The sequence below is a fragment of the Nocardia sp. NPDC057272 genome, from assembly GCF_042668615.1.
Classification (GTDB): domain Bacteria; phylum Actinomycetota; class Actinomycetes; order Mycobacteriales; family Mycobacteriaceae; genus Nocardia.
On sequence record NZ_JBHUYK010000040.1, the window covers coordinates 1 to 18,832 of the forward strand.

The following is an 18,832-nucleotide window of genomic DNA, read 5'->3' on the forward strand; positions in this document are numbered from 1 at the left end:
CGACCAACCGGTCGGGCGCCTCTCCTGTATTCAGTTGCAGGAATCCGCTATCGGACTCCGGCGGCTGCCAGCATGTCGTCGACGCGGGCGAACTTGTCCCGCGAGCGCCCGGCCACCTTGCCCCGCTCGAGTTCGGAAGCCTCGATCCGGCGCCAGGCGTCGAGTTCCACGACTCCCGGCACCCGGTCGCGAACGCGCGCACGCACCTCGTCCGCACCGAGCGTCCCGCCGGTCGGCAGCAGGCCCGCGTCCGCGTCCGCCAGCAGGCGGATCACCGTGTCGCGCGAGCACTTCTTGTTGGTGCCGATGATGCCGCGCGGCCCGCGCTTGATCCACCCGGTGACATATCCGCCCGGTACACCCACGACCGACCCCTCATCGTTGGGGATGACACCGCGACTTTCGTCGAAGGGCAGCCCCTCGACGGGCGTCCCGAAGTAGCCCGTCGCGAAGATGACCATGCCTGCGGGCACCTCTTCGAACTCGCCGGACCCGACCGCCTCGACCCGGCCGGTGGACGGGTCCTTGACCAGGTCGTTGCGCTCGATCCGCACGCCCTCCACCCGGTCCGAACCGAGGATCTCCACCGGTGAGGCACAGAAGGACAGCACGATCTTGCGCTCGGCGTCGGTCGAGGGGCGGCCGGCGTAGTCGGCCAGCGTGGCCAGTTTCCGATCGGTGCCGAACTGCCCGTCGTCTCCGGTGTTCTCGAAGCCCGTGCAGCTGACGTCGACGCCGGGCAGCTCGCCCAGCTCCTCGAGCTCGGGGTTGTTGAACGCGCCGTCGGCCGCACCACGCCGTCCGAGTACCCGGACTTCGCGCAGCTTGCTCCCGGCCAGTGCGTCGAGCGCGTGGCCGGCGATGTCGGTGGCGCGCAGGACGTCAGTGGGCAGGCTCAGCACCCGCGCCACGTCCATCGCCACGTTGCCGTTGCCGACGATCACCACGCGTTCGGAGTCGAATCGCACTGGCAGCTCGGCGCTGTCCGGGTGGGCGTTGTACCAGGCGATGAACTCGCGCGCGGCGAAGGCGCCCGGCAGCGTGGCACCGGGAATCCCGGGCACCGAGTCGCCCGAGGCACCGACGGCGATGATGACCGCGTCGTACCAGTCGAGCAGTTCCTCGGTGCTCACGTCGGTACCGACCCGGACGCCACCGAAGAACCGGAAACGCGGGTTGTCGAGGATCCGCCCGAGCGAGTCCAGCACGAGCTTCTTCTCGCCATGATCAGGGGCGACGCCATAACGCACCAGTCCGCCGAGCACCGGCAGCCGGTCGTAGAGATCGACCTCGATCTCCCGGGTGACGATCTGGCGCAGCCGCCCCCGCAGGTACGTGCCCTCCTTCGGTGCGAGCAGGTGTCCGGCCGCGTAGAGCCCGGCCGGACCCGCACCGACGACGGCGACCCGCAACGGGCTCACCGCAGGGAACGTTCGTAGTAATCCGCGTTGACCGTGAGGTAGTTGTTCCACTTCTCCGGGAGGTCCCACTCATGGAAGGCGGCACTGACCGGACAGGCTTCCATGCAGGCGTTGCAGTCGATGCACTGACGCGGATCGATGTAGAGCTGCTCGGCCTTGTCGAAGTCCGGGTCGTCCGGGCGCGGCGAGATGCAGTCGGCAGGGCAGACCTCGATGCAGGAGTAGTCGGCGATGCACGGCGCGGCAATAACGTAGGTCATGGCACGTCCCTTTTCACAGCTTCTTCATGTAGTCGTCGTGGTGCACCGGGCACCCGATCTTGGCGCCGTTGCACACTTCGCACTCTTCGCCGGCGACGGCACCGGTGCCGTCACATTCCTCGCAGGGCACGATCGGGCGTTTGCACATGACGCACGCCTCCAGCACCGGGGAGTCACTCATCGTATTCTTCGCTTTCACATAGTTGGCTGGTCAGCGGGCACGGACCTGAACGCGGCCACCGCCGCGCGGAAGGCCGAGGGTCTTGTAGTCCGGCACCCACGGCGTGTCGGCCGGAACCGACAAGTCGTACTGCCGGAGCAGGGCGTGGAAGAATGCCTTGGCTTCGAGCTGGGCGAAATGCAGTCCGATGCACTTGTGCACCCCGACACCGAAGGGCATCCACGCCATCTTGTGCACGCGCTCCTCTTGCCGATCGGCAGCGAAGCGCTCGGGATCGAACGTTTGTGGATCACGCCAGACCCGCGGGTTGTGGTGGACCGCGAACGGCTGCACCGACACCAGCGTGCCTTTGGGAATGTAGTAACCGAGTAGCTCGGTGTCCTCGACGGCTTCGCGCACCATCGCGGGCACCGGCGGGTTCAGCCGCAGGCACTCCTTGAAGACCAGCTCGAAATCGCTCATCTCGCCGAGCTCGTTGTACTGCACCGCCAGGCCAAGGCGCAGGCTCTGCTTGCGCACCCGCTCCTGCCATTCGGGGTACTTGGCGAGGTAGAAGCCGACCGTGGTCATCGCGGCGGTGGTGGTGTCGTGCGCGGCGAACAGCAGGAAGATCATGTGATCCACGATCTCCTCGTCACTGAAGCTGTGCCCGTCCTCGTCGCTGGCCGTGCAGAGGCTGGAGAACAGGTCGGCGCCCGGCTCGGCGCGCTTGAGCGGGAGGTACTTGTTGAAGAACTCCTCCAGCTTGGCGCGGCCGTTGATCGCCTTCATCCAGGCACCGCCCGGGATCGGCTTGCGCACGATGGCCGACAGGCCGGTCAACGCGTCTTCGAAGGCGCGGTGCAGCTCGTGCTTCTCCGGCTCCGGCAGTTCGAGGCCGAGGAACACCTTCGCGGCGATGTCGAAAGCGATCGCGCGGACCATCTCCACCAGCTCGACCTCGCCGATGGGGAACTTCGCCACGTGATCGATGATCACGTCGTTGATGCCGTCGAGGTATCCCTTGAGCTGCTGAGAGGTGAACGCCTGCTGGAAGATCAGCCGGTGCATGCGGTGCTCTTCGAAATCCATCAGCAGCAGGCCGCGCTTGAACGAGACGCCGATCAGTGGGTCCCAACCGGGGCCCGCGGCGTAGTTGCGGAACTTGTTCATGCCGACGAGCTCGGCGCCTTCAGGCGTCATCACGCTGACCATGGGCCGGCCGAAGTCGTTGTAGAAGGTCAGGTCGCCGTAGCGTTCGAGCGCATCGAGCTGCCGCTCCTGCCTGCGCAGCAACATCTCTATGACGGCGACGAGCTGCGGATTGCCACTTCCCTCGACGGCACGCAGCCCCGACCCCGCCGGTGGCGTAGCGAGGATCTTGCGCGAATGACCGCCTTGTTTCTTGGCGTCCCGAACACCGCGGTACGCGCGGGCCAGGCCCGAGGTGGCCATTTCCTGCATGCGGTTCCCGAGCGGGCCGTAGGGCGGCGCGATGGTGGAGGTGAACTTCACCGGGCTCCACGAGAAGGCCACCGCCCTGGAATGGGTGAAGGTCTCGAAGCCGTACTTGCCGTGGTAGTTGCCCATGCCGCTCTTGCCGACGCCACCGAAGGGCATGGCCGGGAGCATGTTGATCAGGAAGTCGTTGGCCTGCACCGAGCCGGACCTGGTGCCCTCGACCACCGCGTCGAACCGCTTGTTGCGCGGCCCGTGCCAGTAGAGCGTGAGCGGGTGGTCGTGGGCGGAGATGAAGTCGATCGGCTGTTGGATGTCGGCGTAGGGGTACACCGTCAGCACAGGACCGAATACCTCGGTCTCCTCGATCTTGGACCCGGGGCGAACTCCGGTGAGCACCGTCGGCGCGATCTTGCGGGTGCCCGCGTCCGGCAGCGTCTCACCCAGCGGTGTCGCGCTGTAGGCGGTCGCGCCCAGCGAAACAGCCTCGGCGACAAGCCCGTTGATGCGGTTGTAGTTCGAGTCGTTGATGATCGAGGTGTAGTCGGGGTTCTTCAGGATCGACGGGAAGGCCGACTTCCAGGTCTCGAGCAGCTGCGCGACGAACCGTTCGACGTGCTGTTCGGGCACGAAGACGTAATCGGGACACAGGCACACCTGGCCGGAGTTGGTCACCCGCGCGGCACCGATGAGCTTGGCGGCCCGATCGATATCGGCGTCGGCATCGACGACCACGGGGTTCTTGCCGCCCAGTTCGAGGGTCACCGGCACCAGGTTCTTCGCGGCGTCGGTGGCCACCGAGGCGCCGACTTCCGGGGATCCGGTGAAGAACATCGCGTCGAACTTCAGCTTGGAGAAGTCCGAGCCGCCGCCGTGGGTCGAGGTGATCAGCGCGAACTCGCTGACGTCGAAGTAGTCCGGCGCGGCGGCCGCGAGCAGCCCGGTGGTGTGCTCGGTGACCGAGGACGGGCGAACCATCACCCGGTTGCCTGCCGCCAGCGCCGCCGCGGCCGGCGTGAAGGCCAGCTGCAGCGGGAAGTTCCACGGGCCGATCACGCCGACCACGCCGAGCGGATCGTGGCGCACCCGCGCCCGGATGCCCGCCATGTCGAGCAGCCGGGACGGCCGCGACTCCGCCATCCACTTGCCGATGTGGCGGCGCTGCTCGGCGATGTCGATCAGACACGCCTGCACGTCGCCGACCAGCGACAGCGCGCGCGGCCGGGAACCGAAGTCCTCGGCCAAGGCGTCAGCGATCGCGCTGGCGTTGTCACCGAGAAGGGCGCCCAGGCGGGCCAGCCGGTCGCGGCGCACTTCCAGCGTCGGAATGCCTTCGGCTACAAACGCGCGTTTCTGCGCCTCGAGAATCTCGTCGAGGGTGAGCTGCTCCGGCGTCACGATCTCGATGTGTGGTGCCGGTCCACGGGTGCGCGGCTCGAGAGTCACGGCACGACCTCGGCACTGCGGGCCGCGAAGGTCGCACGCGATGCGGCGAGCGCGGCTTTCGCCGACTCCAGCGTGATGTCCTTGGGGTCGATGCCCTCACGCTCGAAGGCGGCGACCGTGTCCGGGTGGAACCGGTAGCGCAGCGGAAGCCGGTCGTACACGACCGAGAAGGCACGCATGAACTGGCTGACGCGGGTGAAATTGCGCTGGTCGTCCTCGGTCCAGACCAGCTCCAGCCGATCGCGCAGGATCGGTTCGAGCGCACCGACGTTGAGCAGGCGCACCAACGCCGCGACTCGCGGCCAGACGTGCTTCTTGGCGACCGGATGCATGCCGGGCGGCGCGGGCAGCGGCTTCACGGCGAAGCCGAAGGTGTAGCGGCTCACGGTCGTCGAGATCAGTTCGTTCTCGAACACATCGGCCAGGTACTCGACGAACTCGTCGTAGGTCTGCGGCTGCGCGCTGTCGTCGACACCGTAGAGCGAGAACCACTCCTTCGATTCCTCGAAGATCTGCTCCTTCTCGGCGCGGGTGAGTGGGCGCCGCCCGAAATGGTCGACCCAGTTGTAGATCGCCTCGAAGAAGGTGACATGCGCCCAGTAGTAGGTCTCGGGGTTGATCGCGTGGTAGGTGTGGCCCTGGGGCATATCGCCCTTCAGGGTCTTGTGATAGTTGCGGATCTTCACCGCGATCTTCTTGGCGTCCTCGGGCGTGGCGTAGACGAGTGTGCCGATGATCCGGCGCGAGCGCGCTCCGCGTTCGGCGAAGTTCGCCTTGTCGCCGAAGACCTGGGAATGGTCCGAGACCGCTTGGCCCAGCTGCGGCCACATGTTCTCGAGGCCCGCGGTGCGCAGGATGGTGAGGAAGGTCCGCCGGTCGCCGAAGTACTTCCAGGTCAGGGAGTTCGGCGGGATGGGTCGCTGCACCCGCTCCGACCGGCTCAGGCTGCCGTCGCCGGGACGGGAATGCAGGCGCTCACCCGCCTGGTAGACATTGCGGCCCACGACAGAGTCCTGGTCGAGCGCGAGCGGCCCGGCTTGCTCACCAATCTGCGCAGCCGTCGAACTCTCCTGCAACTCGGTCATGAGCGACACTCCTTCCCGCACCCCTCGGTGCGCCCTGGTTGAGCCATGACGCCCCGAGGCGCTAACCAGTAAGCGGTCCTGAGGCACTGACACACGATCTGCATCTTGTTTCAAGAGTAGAGATCGGGGCCACCCTGCGCAATGCTTTCGGCCGATCAGTGAACCGAGACGGAAGCGCCAAGGAAATCGAGCATCACAACGATGCGCGCCGCAGCGACGAGGACCGGTGGCGGGACCACCAGGCGACTCTCGAACCCACCGGCTACCCCGGCGGCGGGAAGAGTGCCGATTGAGTCAAGTCGGCAGCACCGCTGACGACGAATACGCCGAGTACCCCTGTCAGTTCCGATTCGACAGGGGCACAGCGCACTTCGGCGAACGCAGACTCAGCGGCCGACGCGGCGGTCACCGATCCGGTCGGCCAGCCAGGCCGCCCGCAACACCGGATTGTGCAGGTAGAGCGAACGAGAGAAACGGTTCTCCGACTGCCACCACGGCATCATGTCCTCGTGGATCTCGTCGCTGGTCAGGTGATCGGCCAGCAAGCTTCCGAGGTAGGGAGCCTGGCCGAGACCGTGACCATTGCAGCCGATGGCGTAGTACACATTCTTCGATGCCTTGCCGACCACGGGTGCCCGCGAGGACGTCATCGCGATCCAGCCGCCCCATGTCTTGGTCACGGCGACATCGCGCAACGACGGGAACCGAGCGCGGAAGGCATCGGTGAGGTCGGCCACCACGCCGGGATCCGAAATACGTTCCACGACAGGGTTCTTCCCGAGCTTCAGCTGGCGAACACCCACAGCGATCGTGTCGGCCGGGGTCAGATGGTAGCTCTCCATCACATTGTGTTTGGTCGCCAGGCCCGCGCGGCTGGTCCATCCGGTGGCGACGATGCGCTCGCGCTCGACCGGTGCGGTCTCGATCATGTTGACCCACACCGGCCGAGAGAGCCGTCGCGGCGCGATCGCCAACTCGGGAGCCCACGCGTTATTGGCCAGTACCACCCGTTTGGCGCGTACCCGGCCCAGCGGCGTAGTCACCATCGCGCCCGAACCGATGTCCTCCACCGACTGCACGGGTGACTGCTCGAACACCCGCACCCCCGAATCACAAAGCGCCCCACGTAGACCCAGCGTGAACAGGCCGGGGTTCATGGTGCCTCCCGCCGGGGTCAGCATGCCGCCGAGGAAGGTATCGGGCAGACCGAGTTCCTTCTGGTCACCGACCTCCAGGTGCGCGCCGGCGGCGAGCAGGGCCTGCGCGTCGCGCTGGACCTTGCGCATCTGCCCCTTGGTGACCGCGGCGCCCACGTTGCCGACCGCTTCGTATTCGCAGTCGATGCCGAGCCGCTCGAGCAGATCTTCGGCGAATCGCACCGAGGACGCGGCGAACCTGACCAGGTCGCGTAGCAGCTGCGGATTCACCTTGGCCAGGATCTGCGGTTCGCCGGTCGGCTTGGCCGAGAGCTGCCCGGCATTGCGCGAACTCGCACCGTAGCCACAGAAATCCGATTCGAGCAGGACGACGTCGGCCCCGCGCTCGGCCAGCCGCAACGCGGCCGCCATGCCGCCGAGACCGCCACCGACCACCACGACGTCACAGCTCATCGAGGCTCCCAACGACGCTGCCAGGTCGGCCGGCCGGTCGACCCAACCGGTAAAGGTGGTGTACCTGGGGCCACAGTCCGGCAGTGGACTTCCATTCATGTTGTGTTCCTGTCTTGTCGGATGACGGCGCTGCCCAAGAGGCCTATGTCCGTGGCGCGAGGTTCTATCGGCGTATCTGTAGCCGAGAGTCGTTGTGTGTCATGAGCTTCGATGACTCCGTACAACGTCCGATCCGCCGTCGGACGCCAACTTCCGAGGTTCAGATACCGAGTTGTACGGGGGTGTGCAGGCCGCCTGGCAACGAGCCGAACGCGCCGACGGCGTGCACGATGCGTGCGGCGGTACCTGGATACGGATCGGGTGCAGGGGTGATCTTCAGGGTGCATGCGGAGCCGTCCCCACCGATCGCGGTGACTGACATCGACCGCTCGTAGCCCTCGAACGATCCTTGGGGCAGGCCCTTCCAAGCGATGCGGACCCGCTCGCGACCGTCGTGGACCATCACGGCTGCCTGATCGAATCCCACCCGGTCACCGGGGCTTACCTCGATCCCGATCACCTCGGTAGCGGCCTCGGCGATCACGAAGCCGCCCTCCACGTGCGTCTCATACCCGGTGAGGCCGAGAACGTCGGCGATCATCGCCGCGGACTCGTGCAGCACACCGCTCATCGGGCCGGGCTGATCCGGGGTAGCCGGGGTACCAAGGCCCATTTCGTCGACCAGTACGCCCCGGCCCCACAGGGTGATGTCGGACCGGGATTCGCCGATGATCGAGACGGGCGAGGGCAACGCGCTGCTCAGCAGCGCCGGCAGGACATCGAGCCAGAAGCCGGGCAGCATACCGGTGCCGACGACACGGGCCCCGGTTTCCTCGGCGCGTGTGTGCCACCGCGTGTACAGCTCGAGATCAAAAGTCACCCGGGGATGGACGAAGCAGGCGTGAACAAGGTCCACGCCTGCATCGACGCACAGGTCGATCGCTTGGTACAGCACTTCACCTTTCAGGCCCGCGTAGGCCATGACCTCGAACTCCCCCGAACGGATCGCACCCTCGAGATCGGTGGTCGCGGTGACGCCGACGGCCGGGCCTCCGGTCAGTGAACCGATGTCGCGCCCTGCCTGCTCGTCGAAGAAGACGATCGCGGTGGTCAGTGTGTGTGGACTGGCCGCGATCGCGCTGACGAGTTTTGTGGCGGCGCGGCCGGTCCCATAGAGACCGATCCGTCGTGACTGCGTTGGATCCACGGACCCGCTCCTCAGTCGTTGGCGTAGGCGACGACGCGGACTTCGCACAGGAACTCCGGGCGGGCGAGGTGCGTGACGCCGATTCCGGTCCAGCACGGGTAGGGCGCCTTGATGTATTCATCCTTGACCTTGCCGAAAATCTCACCGTCGCGGGCCATATCAATGTGGTAGGTGAGCAGTTCGATGATGTTGTCCATCGACGAACCGGCCGCTTCGAGCGCCTGCTTGACGCCCTCGAACGCGAACCGGGCCTGCGCCTCGATACCCTCGGCGGGCGCGGAGGTAGCCGGGTCGATACCGACCTGACCGGAGACCCAGATCAGGTCGCCGACGCGGGTGGCCGTCGCGAAATGCAGCTCGGCGTGGTAGCGCTCGGCACGAGCCCCGGGGTTGAAATACTGACGCTTGGACATCGAAAACTCCTGATGGGTGAGGGGTCAGACGAGCCGCTGAAAGACCGGCGACCGGAACGGATCACCCTCGTTCAGCTTCGCCATCTCCTCGGTGAACAGCACACCGTTGCGGACATAGCGGGGGTTGGTCTTGGGCAGTTCCCGGAATTGCGCGTCGTCACCGAAGAACCGAAGAACGAGGGTGTGTCGGTCCGGACAGTCGGCATCGACTGCCGCACCACCGTGCAGCGACCGTGGATGCAGGAACACCACGTCGCCGGGGTTCACCTCGAACGAGACGAGATCCCATGAGTCGGGGTCCTTTTCCAGATCCTTGTCGATCCACGGCAGTCGTGGCAGCGATCCGTCGCCGTAGAGCGGCTCGGTCGGATCGTCGGCGTTGGCGAAGCTGGCACCGTCGTACTCGATCCCCTTCCAGCTGCCACGCACGACCTCGAGCGAGTTCTTCTTGGGGATGTGCTGGAACGAGACCCAGGCATTGCCCCAGTGCGGGCCCGCCCACGGCAGATTCGAGGTGTCCTGATGGAAGGGGCCACGTCCGCTCGCGCCGTTCTCCTTCGCGAATACTTCTTCGGCGAAATACCAGACATGCTGGGAATCCCACAGTTCGGCGAAGAACTCGCCGAACGGCAGCCGGGTCATCAGATTGTCGAGCCGTTGCTTGGCAGCCGGATTGGCATTGTCGATGTGGGTCTGAAGACTCGTACCTTCGAGCTTCCGGAATACGAACGGGCCCGGGTTGGCGACGTTCCACTGGAAGACCTCATACAGCTCAGCGAGCTGCTCGGGGTCGAGGAAGTTGCGGACGACAGTCGCGCCATCTTCCCAGAACGCCTTCTTCACCGATTCGTCGATCATGGTGTCTCCTAACCGCTTTTGGGGTGACGTCCACCACGTTAGCCACCACCCACGATTTGCACAACAACTGTTTTGTAAATTGCTCACATCGCCCCCAGTGGTCGAGCCGGCAGCTATCGACCAACGAGAAGCGACTTCTCCACTCCGGTCAGCGCGCGGCCGACCGATCGTTCGCGATCCCAGGCGACAACCACGCAGACAGCGTCGACCACGACGACCTCAGACGCGGTCATCAGCCGTTCGCGCAACCTGACACTGGACGAACCGACACGCTCCACCGCGAACGAACCGAACAGCGCCCGCTCACCGAGAACCGCAGGGGCGCGGAAGTCCACTTCCAGCCGGGCGACGACATACTCCCAGCCCATCACCTCCGACCCGACGACACACTCGAACCAGCGGCCGCGCCCGTCGTCGAGGAGCGCCACCAAGGCCATGTGCGAGACATGCCGATAGGCATCCACGTCTGTCCAGCGCACGGGAATCTCGATGAGCTGCGTTGATCCCATTTCTCCCACCTCCCACTTCTCGAGACCGCGAGGCGAACGACGTGCGCCGGGTCGCCTACGCGGCCGGTGATCAGAGTTTACACAACTACTGTTGTGTAAATCATGACGGCCGGTTAATGTGGTGTGGGTCACCCGTTGAGCCGAGGGTATCGCCCCGGAACGGGAGACCATTCCGCTCGCAGGCGTCCCCATTCGTGCCGACGCCTCCATTCCCATCACGCCGCGAAGACGTGATCGACTCCAGTGAGCACACCGTGACGCAACAGCCCACCATCACCGACCGTGTCAGCCCGCGCCCGTACGGACCCGATATCGTCGCCCGGCTCGATCGGCTTCCCGTGTTGAAGCCACACATCTTGTGGATCGCGCTGATCGCCATCAACCTGATGATCGAGTACTACGACAACGGCCTGTTCATCTACATCGCGCCCGCACTCCAGTCCGACGCGAACCTCACCACAGGCCAGATCGGCACGATCGGCAGCGCATTCTTCGTCGGCATGCTGATCGGCGCGCTCATCGGCGGACGGCTGGCCGACCGATTCGGCCGCCGCACAGTGCTGGTGTGGGCGACAGTGGTCTATTCGCTGGCCTCCCTGATGTCAGCGGTCCTGCCCGAGTATTCCTGGATGCTGTTGTCCCGCATCATCACCGGCATCGGCGTGCAGGCGGCGACCTCGATTCTGCTGGTGTACATCGCCGAGATGTTCCCCTCGAAATCCCGGGGACGATTCGTCGCCGTCGCCACGATCGCCTTCACTGTCACCGCGCCGGCCCTCGGCGCACTGGCGCTGTTCCTGCTGCCCAACAGCGCTCCCGGCACGTGGCGCTATCTGTTCCTGTTCGGCGCCATCGGCCTGATCATCGCTCCCGCCATCCGCTTCCTGCTCCCCGAATCGGTGCGCTGGCAAGTCGCCCAGGGTGACCTGGACGCGGCCGACAAGCAGGTCGCCGACCTCGAGGCCCACGCCATCCGCGCGGGGAAGCCGCTGCCGGAACCGATCATCCGCGCCGAAGCCGGCGCCAACTTCACCCTGCGTGAGCTGGTGCGGAGTCGGAACATCCTCCGCCTGGTCGCCGTCGTCGGCTTCGGCTGGTTCGGCGCCACGCTCGGGCTCTACATGTATCAGAACTGGTCGGTCTATGTGCTGATCGATTCGCTGCACTACTCCGAAACCGAGGCATACAGACTGCAATTCGTCTGGTCCCTCGTCTATGCGATCACTCCGCTGGCCACCGCACTCCTGATCGACCGGGTGGAACGCAAAACGCTCATTCTGTGGTCGTCGCTGGCCTCGGCATTGCCGATCCTGGCGCTCGGCCTGGCCACCGGCAACCCCCTCGTTGCCGTCGCGGGCGGCGCGGCGGGAGTTCTCACCGGCGTCGTGTTCTCCGTGTACTACGCCTACATTCCCGAGACCATGCCGACCGAGGCACGTGGTCTCGGTACAGGCGTCATCTTCAGTATCGGCCGGTTCGGTGGCGTGGTATCCGGCGTTCTGGGGGCCGCCATCTACAGCGCCGACGAATGGGGGCTCGACCGTTCCGGCCTGATGATCGCCGCCGCCGCGGTGTATGTCGTATCCGCGATCGTGGTGTTCGGGTTCGGACCGAAGACGGCCAACAAGTCGCTGGAAGAGGTGTCGGAGAACGAGCTCCGACCGACCGACTGACCACGTCCCCGACGCAGGTCGGCCGCCGGGTCCGTCAAAGGCCCGGCGGCCCTGTGACGTCGATGGCGGCTGTGTCACATCGTCGCGCATGTCCCGACCGGCAGGTGCCCGAGAGTCGAACAGACGCGGCGGCGGTGTGATGATGGGACCATGCTGACGCAGACGAACAGCCCGGAGGACCCCGTGCGATCGGCACGTCCGACGCGGGGGCCCGGACGCCCGGTCGGCGATCACGAGGAGAAGCGGGCGGAACTGCTCGCCGCAGCGACCAAGGTCGTCGCCGAGCACGGGTTCGCCAAGACGTCACTGCGCAAAGTCGCCGAACGCGCGGGATACACCACAGGTGCCGTGACCTACTATTTCGCCAACAAAAGCGACCTCGTCCTCGCGCTCGCGAACAGCCGCTTCGACCGCTATGACAAGCTGCTCGATACTGTCGCGCCGGAGGCCGATATCCGCACGCTGCTGCAGCGGTGGCTCGAGATGTCGGTCAGCGAACCCGAATTCTCCATTGTCATGTCGCAATTGCTGGCCAACCTGCAGTTCGACGCGAAGTTGAAAGACACCATGGCTCGGCGCTATGCCGACTACCGAGCGCGCTTCGCTGAAATCGTCCGGGAAGGCCAGCGCCGCGGCACTATCCGCGACGATATCCCCGCGGCAATCCTCGCCGATCAGATCGGCGCGATGGGCGATGGATTCGCGGTCGTCACCCCGCTGGAACTCCAGGATTTCGGGCCGGACAAGATCGAAGAAATCCTCGACGGCGTGATCCGGCTCCTCACTCCCCTCGCCGGGAACCGATGAGCCGGACCGCACTCAGCCCCGGCGCAACTCGCGCTTGAGAATCTTGCCCGTGGCGCCCTTCGGGAGCTCGGGCACCATGTGGAACGAGCGCGGGTATTTGTAGGCAGCCAGATACTGTCTGGTGTAGGCGGTCAGCGCCTGCTCGTCGACGGCGCTGCCTGGTCGCAGCACCACAAAGGCCTCGACCTCTTCACCGAGGCGCGAGTCGGCCCGACCGACCACCGCGGCTTCCACGATGTCGGGATGGTCGTAGAGCACCTCTTCGATCTCGCGCGGATACACGTTGTAGCCGCCGCGGACGATGAGGTCTTTGAGCCGGTCGACGATGAAGAAGTATCCGTCGGCATCGCGATACCCGAGATCGCCGGTGTGCAGCCACCCGTCGCGGACGGCTTGCGCCGTCGCCTCGGGCCGGTTGTAATACCCCTTCATCACGCAATGGCCGCGCACGGCCACTTCGCCGACGTGCTCGGCACCGGCAGGCAGCGGCACACCGTCCGTGCCCAGAATCGTCATCTCCACGCCCCAGATCGGCTTGCCGATCGAGAGCACCTTGCGTTCGGCCGCACTGATGTTGAAGCACGCGCTGCTCGACGTCTCGGACAGGCCGTAGCCTTCGAGGACCACCACGCCAGGGAATTTCTCCTCGAATCCGCGAATGACCTCGCCGGGGATCGACGCACCGCCGGACACCGCCGCGCGCAACGAACCGATCGCGCGGGCAGCGAGATCGGCGCCGAGGAAGGCAGTGAACATCGTCGGCACCCCGATCAACACAGAGACACTGTGCTGTTGCATCGCGTCGAGGGCTGCCTCCACCTCGAAACGCGGCAGCAACGCGACACTGCTGCCGAAGCGGGCGGCGGTGTTCAGCACGCTCGACAGGCCGAACACGTGAAACAGCGGTAGCACGCCGAGTATCACATCCTCGGAGGTCATGTCGAAATGGCGAGGCGCCATCGTGCAATTCATGTACAGCGAAAAGTGCGTGAGCTCAGCACCTTTCGGGCGCCCCGTGGTTCCCGAGGTGTAGAGCAGGACCGCGGTGTCGTCGGCCGTCGCCGGATGCATGCCCGCCATGACCTCCGCTTCGAGCAGACTCTCGTAGGCTTCGGTACCGACCGGCGGTTCCGCTCCGACGACCACGATGTCGGTGACGTCGGCGCGTGCGGCGCCGTCCAGCGCCGAGGCGGTCGAGAACGTGGAGGTGACCAACATTCGTGACTCACTGTCGGTCAGGTGGTATTCGATCTCCCACGAGGTGAACAGCGGATTCAACGGCACCACCACCAATCCTGCTTTGAGGATAGCGAAATAGGTGGTGACGAACTCGGGACCGTTGGGCAGCTGGACAGCCACTTTGTCGCCGGGCATGAGGCCCCGGTTGCGGAGCGAACGCGCGACCCGGCCAGAGCTCTCGTCCACGTCACGGTAGGTCAGCGTCTGATCCTCCACGTGCAGAAATGGCGCGTCGGGCCGCTCAGAGGTGGAATCCCGCAGGATGGTAGCCAGGTTGAACGACATGTCGATTGGTCCTCTCCGATCAGATTCGAGCACCCAGCCAGGACAGCAGCGGGCATTCTCGAACCCCGTGCCCAACATTCCGAGCGCCCACTCGGTAAATAAAATAACACTCGTTGTGTAAATATGTCACCGGTTTCGCTCGGGCTGGCGGATCACACGGACCGGTTCCACCCCGGTGCCGTTGCAGCTCCGCCACCCGGTGCGGCCCTCCCGCTACGCTGCGACTGCGCGCGAGTTTGCCGGAGGCAGCGACGAACGCCAGGCGCTACCAACGTCACCCGTTCGATATCGACCGAGGAGTCATAGCCGCGATGGCCGAGCAGGGACCTCAACGCCCGTGCGGCTCGCCCTGTCTCACAGCGTCGAGAGTGGCCGCGACGCATTGTCGGAAGTCGCATGCTGGAAGGCAATCGAGATCGACGACCCCCGACTCGTCGCAGCGGGTCTCGCGGTCACGCTGCCCGTAGCCATCGGTGAACCCCTCCGACCCATGTCAGAGGGGTTTCCGCTGAGCGACTGTGCTCGATAGCTCTCATAGATCCCCACCGATTCCTGTCGAAACTGTGGGGTTTCTGTGGAGCTTCGGCTCCAGTGCCTACTGGTGGACGATACCTGGTGACGTCACCGGCGCCAGATCAGATCTGCTGCAAGTACCGATAGACCGGCTCGGCGATGCACGCCGGCTTTGCCGCACCGCTGATCTCGACGACAGCGGCGATCGTCACCTGGACTCCGCCGCGGACCCGATCGACCGACTGCAGGGTCGCGCTGAGGCGGACCTTCGCACCGATCGGAACCGGACCCGGAAAGCGAACCTTGTTGAGGCCGTAGTTCACGCCCACCACCGCATCGGTGACCGCGAGAACCTGCGGCAAGAGATACGGCAGCAACGACAACGTGAGATAGCCGTGCGCGACAGGCCCACCGAAGGGGCTCTCCCGGGCGGCGCGCTCGGGATCGACATGGATCCATTGGTGGTCGTCGGTCGCATCGGCGAAGGTGTCGACTCGAGATTGGGTGACTTCGAGCCACTCGCTGGTGCCGAGGTGTTGTCCCACGAAGGACTCGAGTCCCACGATGGAGGTGGTAGTCGGCACCTCATACGACTCGGTCATGACAGTTCCTCGGGAACAACGATGGCACGCTTGAGCAACTTTCCCGTGGGCCCCTTGGGCAGCGCCTCGACGAACCACACGTGGCGTGGATACTTATAGGCGGCGACACGTGCTTTCACGTATTCGCGCAGCTGATCCGCAGTCGTTGTAGACCCTGCCTTCAGCGCGACGACAGCAGCGACCTCCTCGCCGTGAGTCCGATGCTGCACGCCGATCACCGCCGCTTCCAATACCGCCGGATGCTCGTAGAGCACTTCCTCGATCTCGCGCGGGTACACATTGAACCCACCCCGGATGATCAGGTCCTTCTTGCGGTCGACGACGGCGAAATAGCCGTCGCTGTCCTGCTTGGCCATGTCGCCGGTATAGAACCAGCCGTCCCTGATGGCCTCGGCGGTCGCCTCGGGGCGGTTCCAGTATCCCTTCATCACGTTGTGCCCGCGAATGACGATTTCACCGACTTCGCCCAGCTCGACATCGTTGCCGTCGCTGTCGACGACACGCATCTGGACACCTTCGATCGGGGTGCCGATCGAACCCGGCTTCGCCTCGGCGACGCGATTGAACGAGGCGACAGGGGACGTCTCCGACAGACCGTACCCTTCGAAGATCTGGACGCCGAAGGTGTCGGCGAACCCGCGAAGGACCTCCACCGGCAGTGCCGCGCCGCCGGACAGACATGCGCGCATGGTCGAGGTATCGGCGACATCATGCCCCGCGCTGAGCAAGCCTACGTACATCGTCGGGACTCCCTCGAATATCGTCACCCGGTCACGTTCGATCAGCTTCAGCACCGCGACCGGATCGAATCTCGGGATCAGCGTGATACCGGCCCCGCACAGCACGGCCACATTCAGGCCTGCGGTCTGTCCGAAGGAATGGAACAGGGGCAGGCAGCCCATGATGACGTCCTCGGGCGTGGCCTCCAGCAGCGTATCGGCGGTGACGGCGGCGTTGGCCCGAAGGTTGGCGTGAGTCAGCTCGGCGCCTTTCGGCGCCCCGGTCGTTCCGGACGTGTACAGGATGACCGCAGTGTCCTCGTCGTCGCGCTCGGTCACCTCGACCAGCGCGGGCCACGAGACGATCTCGGCCAGCTTCCCTTCGGTCACCGTGACCGCGCTCGCCTCACACGTCACCACCGCGGAGGCAACTTCGGGCAGCGCGGCGTGCCAGGCGAACAGGAGCTTCGCACCGGCATCTTCCAGATGGTGGCGCACCTCGCGTTGCTTCAGCAGCGGGTTCATCGGCACCACGATCAGACCTGCCCGCAGCACTCCGTAATAGATCACGGGGAAGGCGATGACATTGGGCAGCATGATCGCAACCCGGTCACCGGGCGTGTAGCCGCGCTCCCGCAACCAGCCGGCCACCCGCGAACTCAGATCGTCGAACTCGGCGTAGGTCAGCACCTGGTCGTCGAGCCGAACCGCCGGACGTGCCGGAAACCGTTCGGCCGAATCCTTCAGGTTCCAGGCAAGATTGGTCATGAACTGGGCCCTTCGACCGGCATGCGGTAGGTGAATGCTCGCGCACTCGGCGACGAAAAATTGGTGATTCTCACGCCGACAATCGTCGGGCGCGGACAGCGGCGGGCCAATATCGGCGACGACAATCAATCGTCCCGATCGGTGTTCCACACCATAATCATCCGCGAATCCGAGGTCCCGAATGCGTGCCGCGGGCAGTCGGCCGGTACAACCGCTCGAGGCACTGCCGGCGCAGCGTCACGACGGCCGAATTGGTGAGCATGCGGGCAGCCGGTGAGCCGAGCAAGCGGATCAGGCGTCGGTGGAACTCTTCTGAGGTGAGGCCGAACTGCACGAAAGCCTCGGCATCGTTGCCTCCGTATGGCGCCCACACGGCGGCGAATTCCAAAATATCGATGTCGGCAGGACTCACCGTCCAACCGTCGACGGATACAGGTGTCGGCGGTGACATCCTGTTCGAGGAGCCGCGCAGAGGTCTTCTAGCTCCCCGCGGCATCGACAATCTCCCCTGCATCGCCGAGACGCCGGCCTTCGGTGGGTCCAGTCGAATCGAGTCGGTTCACCTCAACCCACCGTCGTCTTCTTGTCTCCGGCACGCCGACCTTCCCACCCATCACTAAGGACCGACTTTTTCGATCTCGAATCTGATTCGAGTTTAAGATAGGATTGTGGCGCTGTCAACGAACGGCCCGCATCCAGGTATGGATATAGGCCGATCGACCGTTGTCTCAGCACGACCGGAGGCAGCGGGTTGGCGGGACTCCCAGCAAGAGAACATCCTCGAGAGGCCGACATGTACGGACACACACCGCGAACGGGCCCCGCACGTGGAGATCACGGCGACACTGTGCTGCGGATCCGCAGGTGCCGAGAGTGTCATGCACTGTTCGCGCCACAGACCTCTGCGTGTCCGACGTGCACGTCGGAACTGGCGTGGATACCGTCAGCTGGACTCGGTTCGATCGTCTCGTGGAGGTTGGAGCATCGCAGCGTCGGCGATGCCCCCGCCGAGGTGATGCCGCGGACGATCGCCGTCGTGGAGTTGGACGACGGCCCGTGGATCTTCACGACGATCGACGGCGAAGTTCCGCCACCGGCGCAAGGGTCGGTCCGTGTCCAATTCCTGCCGCATGTCCAAGCGGACGAATTTCCCGTGTTCACGGTGTGCCACGTATCGACAGAATCGACTGAGTGTGGCCGGCGCACGGCGCGGTGCGCAAACGCACCCGCAGAGCTGTCGCCGCCGCTATCGGCTGAGCGTGTCTATGATTCGGTCTGGATCCGAGCAGCACTTCAGCAGTGTGACCGCCTCGCAGGCGCTGACGGCATCGATTCCGCATCGCGATCCGCGATCGCCTTCGCCATTCGATGGGCGCCGTTCGGCGGCGCTGGTGCACGCGAATTGCTGGTGGCGTTCGGCATCACCCGCAGGCGATTTCTTCAGAAAGTGGAGGACGCGCTGCGCCCGCGACGGACCGACAATGCCACGGTTCGCGGACTGAAACGGCAGCTGCAGGTTTACCTGGCTCAGGCGTGGCATTCTGCGCTGCCGCTATCCATGCCGTAGAGGTGAAGCCCAGCTCGGTCAACTCGCGGCCGACAGGATCGGTCGATGCGAGCGACTTGTTCTCGCGACCGCGACATCGTAGGCGGAGGTCACGAGTACCTCCTCTGCGAAGACAACTTGCGCGTACGTGCCGGGACTCACACTCCGGGATTGCCGCTGCGCCTGCACCTGTCAGCGCATCCTCAGGTTTGCC

At 65.2% G+C, this 18,832-nt stretch carries 17 protein-coding genes; 3 read left to right on the plus strand and 14 right to left on the minus strand.

Annotated elements, in window-relative coordinates; translation table 11 throughout:
* Positions 1 to 47: 47 nt before the first annotated feature.
* The 10 genes from ACFULV_RS32460 to ACFULV_RS32505 all read right to left on the minus strand — a co-directional run bounded on the left by ACFULV_RS32460 (position 48) and on the right by ACFULV_RS32505 (position 10,466).
* Positions 48 to 1,421, minus strand: coding sequence for an FAD-dependent oxidoreductase (locus ACFULV_RS32460; RefSeq protein WP_378663412.1), 1,374 nt, complete (start codon positions 1,419 to 1,421; stop codon positions 48 to 50).
* Entirely contained in the window at positions 1,418 to 1,681 is a 264-nt protein-coding gene (locus ACFULV_RS32465; protein WP_378663414.1) for a ferredoxin family protein, read from the minus strand. Before ACFULV_RS32465 ends, ACFULV_RS32460 begins: the two co-directional genes overlap by 4 nt.
* Positions 1,682 to 1,694: 13 nt before the next feature.
* Positions 1,695 to 1,862 carry a hypothetical protein gene (locus ACFULV_RS32470; RefSeq protein ID WP_189028376.1) on the minus strand — a complete coding sequence of 56 codons (168 nt, stop codon included), beginning with the start codon at positions 1,860 to 1,862 and terminating at the stop codon, positions 1,695 to 1,697.
* A 30-nt stretch (positions 1,863 to 1,892) separates the two neighbouring features.
* A complete protein-coding gene (locus ACFULV_RS32475; protein ID WP_378663418.1) occupies positions 1,893 to 4,745 on the minus strand; it encodes an aldehyde dehydrogenase family protein in 2,853 nt (950 codons plus the stop codon).
* Entirely contained in the window at positions 4,742 to 5,830 is a 1,089-nt protein-coding gene (locus ACFULV_RS32480; RefSeq protein ID WP_378663421.1) for an oxygenase MpaB family protein, read from the minus strand. Before ACFULV_RS32480 ends, ACFULV_RS32475 begins: the two co-directional genes overlap by 4 nt.
* A 386-nt stretch (positions 5,831 to 6,216) precedes the next feature.
* The gene (locus tag ACFULV_RS32485) at positions 6,217 to 7,440 is read right to left on the minus strand and encodes an NAD(P)/FAD-dependent oxidoreductase (protein ID WP_378663425.1); all 1,224 of its coding nucleotides are present in this window, start codon (positions 7,438 to 7,440) and stop codon (positions 6,217 to 6,219) included.
* A 259-nt stretch (positions 7,441 to 7,699) separates the two neighbouring features.
* Positions 7,700 to 8,686, minus strand: a complete 987-nt coding sequence (locus tag ACFULV_RS32490; RefSeq protein ID WP_378663428.1) for a hypothetical protein — start codon at positions 8,684 to 8,686, stop codon at positions 7,700 to 7,702.
* An 11-nt stretch (positions 8,687 to 8,697) separates the two neighbouring features.
* Positions 8,698 to 9,099, minus strand: a complete 402-nt coding sequence (locus tag ACFULV_RS32495; protein ID WP_378663430.1) for a RidA family protein — start codon at positions 9,097 to 9,099, stop codon at positions 8,698 to 8,700.
* 24 nt (positions 9,100 to 9,123) lie between these two features.
* A complete protein-coding gene (locus ACFULV_RS32500) occupies positions 9,124 to 9,957 on the minus strand; it encodes a phytanoyl-CoA dioxygenase family protein (protein ID WP_378663433.1) in 834 nt (277 codons plus the stop codon).
* 113 nt (positions 9,958 to 10,070) lie between these two features.
* Entirely contained in the window at positions 10,071 to 10,466 is a 396-nt protein-coding gene (locus ACFULV_RS32505; protein WP_378663436.1) for an acyl-CoA thioesterase, read from the minus strand.
* A gap of 254 nt (positions 10,467 to 10,720) precedes the next feature.
* Here ACFULV_RS32505 and ACFULV_RS32510 point away from each other — a divergent pair, with 254 nt between their 5' ends.
* Both ACFULV_RS32510 and ACFULV_RS32515 read left to right on the plus strand, forming a co-directional pair.
* Positions 10,721 to 12,139 (plus strand): MFS transporter, encoded by a 1,419-nt coding sequence (locus tag ACFULV_RS32510; protein WP_378663439.1) that lies wholly within the window; start codon positions 10,721 to 10,723, stop codon positions 12,137 to 12,139.
* Positions 12,140 to 12,289: 150 nt separating this feature from the next.
* Complete coding sequence (locus ACFULV_RS32515; RefSeq protein ID WP_378663441.1) at positions 12,290 to 12,946, plus strand: TetR/AcrR family transcriptional regulator; 657 nt, start codon at positions 12,290 to 12,292, stop codon at positions 12,944 to 12,946.
* 12 nt (positions 12,947 to 12,958) lie between these two features.
* On the opposite strand, the gene ACFULV_RS32520 is transcribed toward ACFULV_RS32515, so the two are convergent.
* The 4 genes from ACFULV_RS32520 to ACFULV_RS32535 all read right to left on the minus strand — a co-directional run bounded on the left by ACFULV_RS32520 (position 12,959) and on the right by ACFULV_RS32535 (position 17,484).
* Positions 12,959 to 14,470, minus strand: coding sequence for a long-chain fatty acid--CoA ligase (locus ACFULV_RS32520; RefSeq protein WP_378663444.1), 1,512 nt, complete (start codon positions 14,468 to 14,470; stop codon positions 12,959 to 12,961).
* Between the two features lie 635 nt (positions 14,471 to 15,105).
* Complete coding sequence (locus ACFULV_RS32525) at positions 15,106 to 15,585, minus strand: MaoC family dehydratase (protein ID WP_378663446.1); 480 nt, start codon at positions 15,583 to 15,585, stop codon at positions 15,106 to 15,108.
* Positions 15,582 to 17,072 (minus strand): long-chain fatty acid--CoA ligase, encoded by a 1,491-nt coding sequence (locus ACFULV_RS32530; protein WP_378663449.1) that lies wholly within the window; start codon positions 17,070 to 17,072, stop codon positions 15,582 to 15,584. Before ACFULV_RS32530 ends, ACFULV_RS32525 begins: the two co-directional genes overlap by 4 nt.
* Positions 17,073 to 17,229: 157 nt before the next feature.
* Complete coding sequence (locus tag ACFULV_RS32535; protein WP_378663451.1) at positions 17,230 to 17,484, minus strand: hypothetical protein; 255 nt, start codon at positions 17,482 to 17,484, stop codon at positions 17,230 to 17,232.
* Between the two features lie 381 nt (positions 17,485 to 17,865).
* Here ACFULV_RS32535 and ACFULV_RS32540 point away from each other — a divergent pair, with 381 nt between their 5' ends.
* On the plus strand, positions 17,866 to 18,639 hold the full coding sequence (locus tag ACFULV_RS32540) for a Zn-ribbon domain-containing OB-fold protein (RefSeq protein ID WP_378663454.1): 774 nt from the start codon (positions 17,866 to 17,868) through the stop codon (positions 18,637 to 18,639).
* Positions 18,640 to 18,832 lie beyond the last annotated feature (193 nt).

Coding starts and splice junctions, on each gene's coding strand:
- ACFULV_RS32465 (WP_378663414.1), bottom strand. CDS start 1,681: ATGACCTACGTTATTGCCGCGCCGTGCATCGCCGACTACTCCTGCATC.
- ACFULV_RS32470 (WP_189028376.1), bottom strand. CDS start 1,862: ATGAGTGACTCCCCGGTGCTGGAGGCGTGCGTCATGTGCAAACGCCCG.
- ACFULV_RS32480 (WP_378663421.1), bottom strand. CDS start 5,830: ATGACCGAGTTGCAGGAGAGTTCGACGGCTGCGCAGATTGGTGAGCAA.
- ACFULV_RS32485 (WP_378663425.1), bottom strand. CDS start 7,440: ATGAGCTGTGACGTCGTGGTGGTCGGTGGCGGTCTCGGCGGCATGGCG.
- ACFULV_RS32495 (WP_378663430.1), bottom strand. CDS start 9,099: ATGTCCAAGCGTCAGTATTTCAACCCCGGGGCTCGTGCCGAGCGCTAC.
- ACFULV_RS32500 (WP_378663433.1), bottom strand. CDS start 9,957: ATGATCGACGAATCGGTGAAGAAGGCGTTCTGGGAAGATGGCGCGACT.
- ACFULV_RS32505 (WP_378663436.1), bottom strand. CDS start 10,466: ATGGGATCAACGCAGCTCATCGAGATTCCCGTGCGCTGGACAGACGTG.
- ACFULV_RS32515 (WP_378663441.1), top strand. CDS start 12,290: ATGCTGACGCAGACGAACAGCCCGGAGGACCCCGTGCGATCGGCACGT.
- ACFULV_RS32520 (WP_378663444.1), bottom strand. CDS start 14,470: ATGTCGTTCAACCTGGCTACCATCCTGCGGGATTCCACCTCTGAGCGG.
- ACFULV_RS32525 (WP_378663446.1), bottom strand. CDS start 15,585: ATGACCGAGTCGTATGAGGTGCCGACTACCACCTCCATCGTGGGACTC.
- ACFULV_RS32530 (WP_378663449.1), bottom strand. CDS start 17,072: ATGACCAATCTTGCCTGGAACCTGAAGGATTCGGCCGAACGGTTTCCG.
- ACFULV_RS32540 (WP_378663454.1), top strand. CDS start 17,866: ATGTACGGACACACACCGCGAACGGGCCCCGCACGTGGAGATCACGGC.